Consider the following 2,229-nt stretch of genomic DNA (forward strand, 5'->3'; position numbering starts at 1 on the left):
ATGATTGATCTTGACACACCCGCAAAGAAATTTGCAAGACTTATACGCGATTTTTGGCCAACGAAACTGGAAATGAGGTTTGAACCTACCAATACCCAATTATTGGGGACAACTGCATAACTCATGGAAATGAGATGGTTTGAACCTACCAATACCCAATTATTGGGGACAACTGCATAACTCATGAAGACATAAAGCGGGATATTATATTTGGATTGAAACGGTTTGCTCGATTCAGAGAGATACGGACGGATCCATCAAAGGTGTCATTGGCATTGGTCGAGATATCACAGAACGCAAAATCATTGAGTCGGATTTGAGACGCAGTAAAGAAGGATTGAAACTCGCGCAGAAGATCGCGGGACTGGGTTATTGGGATAAGGATCTGCAGAGTGGAGAACTGTTTTGGTCCAATGAAATGTATCGAATTTGGGGGATTTCGCAAGACGATTCAACTCCGACAGAAGAGGAAATCTATTCGTTCATTCATCCAGAGGATTCTGCATTCGTGAAGGAAAAATTTTCCCTACCCGAAGAGTTCATGGATATTGAGTTTCGTTTGGTTCATGCGAATCAAAGCATTCATGTGGTGCACTCGATTGCAATGAAGCTTTGTGATTCAAAGGGAACCCCTCTACGTCTCTTTGGAATCGTGCAGGATATAACGTCGCGAAAGTTGGCAGAGGATACGATGGTTCGCTCGGAGACACTCTCTGCAGTTGGACAATTGGCTGCAGGTCTCGCTCACGAGATTCGGAATCCTTTGACATCCCTTAAAGGGTTTATGCAGTTGCTCACGGATGAGAATGGTGGAAAATATTCCGAGATCATTCAATCGGAGTTGCAGCGTATCGAAATGATCCTTCATGAGATGTTGATGCTGGCCAAACCGCAGGCTATCGAGTTTAGAGTACATCTGTTAAAACAAGTTTTAGAAGAGGTCATGGTTTTACTTTGTGCGCAAGCATTGCTCTGCAATGTTTGCTTGTTGGCAGACTTTGAGGAAGATGAATTGTTTGTATACTGTGATTCCAATCAGTTGAAACAGGTATTCATCAATATGATGAAAAATGCGATCGAATCCATGAAATCAGGAGGTAATCTCCAGATCTCGCTTGTTGGTTCATGTGATCGGGTTGTCGTCACGTTTGCGGATGAGGGGGAGGGGATACAGTCTGACACACTTTTGAGATCAAAACAACCCTTCGGGAACTCGCGAGCCGCAAGGTGACAGTCAATGTCATTGCACCTGGGTACATCACAACGCGAATGACGGAGAAGCTCGCGCCGGAACTTAGTGAAAAATTGGCTGATCAGATTCCGCTTGGACGACTGGGGCGGCCGGAGGATGTCGCGTCGCTCATCCGCTTTCTGGCTGGGGACCGTGCATCCTATATAACCGGTCAAGTATTGCAAGTCGACGGCGGATTAGTCATGTAGTATACTCTGGCAAGGAGGTGACAGTATGTCCGATGTATTCGAGCGCGTAAAGCGCATTGTTGTGGACCGCCTCGGCGTGGAAGAGTCGCAGGTTGCGTTAAATGCGTCCTTTAAAGATGATTTGGGAGCCGACTCGCTGGATGTTGTGGAGTTGGTGATGGAACTGGAAGATGAGTTCGACCTTGAAATCTCAGACGAAGATGCGGAAAAATCACAACGGTTGGCGATGTTGTACAGTACATTCAGTCCCGCGAGTAATCCTTCATTCATACGAGTCCCCGCCCCGTGCGGGGCTTTTCTGGTCATGGACAAAGGTGTCGGGTATGCTTTGGAGCAAATTTGTGAAGGTGTCTATGGATTACGGTGTGATGGATGAGGAGGAGTGAAGTGTGTCGATGCGCCGCGTTGTCGTAACAGGGATGGGTGCTGTCACACCTGTTGGGATCGGGATTCCCTCTTTTTGGGAGTCGCTAAAAACAGGAAAGTCTGGGGTTCGTCGCATAGAAGCGTTTGATGTGACAGACTTTTCGACAAAAATTGCCGCGAGTATCTCAGATTTTGTACCAGAAGATTATATTGATCGCAAGGAAGCGCGCAGAATGGACCGCTTTGTGCAGTTTGCAGTGGCTGCGGCGAAAATGGCGATGGACCAAGCGGGTCTCGTGATTACAGAGGAAGTGGCGCCGCGCGTTGGGGTTTATATCGGTTCAGGCATTGGCGGCCTTGCAACGCTTGAAGACCAACATCGGACGCTTCTGGAACGCGGACCAAAACGGGTGAGTCCTTTTT

General features: G+C 47.5%; 2 protein-coding genes and 3 pseudogenes. All 5 read left to right on the forward strand.

Annotated elements, in window-relative coordinates; all coding sequences use genetic code 11:
- Positions 1–202: 202 nt before the first annotated feature.
- Positions 203–886 (forward strand): annotated as a pseudogene (locus ATW55_RS17330) (PAS domain-containing protein); the annotation flags it as partial.
- Between the two features lie 198 nt (positions 887–1,084).
- Entirely contained in the window at positions 1,085–1,231 is a 147-nt protein-coding gene (locus ATW55_RS17335; protein ID WP_423742962.1) for a hypothetical protein, read from the forward strand.
- Positions 1,195–1,440, forward strand: a pseudogene (locus ATW55_RS09740) (SDR family oxidoreductase); the annotation flags it as partial. The gene ATW55_RS17335 and the pseudogene ATW55_RS09740, both read left to right, overlap by 37 nt.
- A 25-nt stretch (positions 1,441–1,465) precedes the next feature.
- Positions 1,466–1,698, forward strand: a pseudogene (locus ATW55_RS09745) (acyl carrier protein).
- A gap of 137 nt (positions 1,699–1,835) precedes the next feature.
- Positions 1,836–2,229, forward strand: a 394-nt coding sequence (locus tag ATW55_RS09750) for a beta-ketoacyl synthase N-terminal-like domain-containing protein (RefSeq protein WP_268753391.1), incomplete at its 3' end; no start/stop codon positions are given.

The organism is Ferroacidibacillus organovorans (assembly GCF_001516615.1).
Taxonomy (GTDB): domain Bacteria; phylum Bacillota; class Bacilli; order Alicyclobacillales; family SLC66; genus Ferroacidibacillus; species Ferroacidibacillus ferrooxidans_B.

Coding starts and splice junctions, on each gene's coding strand:
- ATW55_RS17335 (WP_423742962.1), top strand. CDS start 1,085: ATGAAATCAGGAGGTAATCTCCAGATCTCGCTTGTTGGTTCATGTGAT.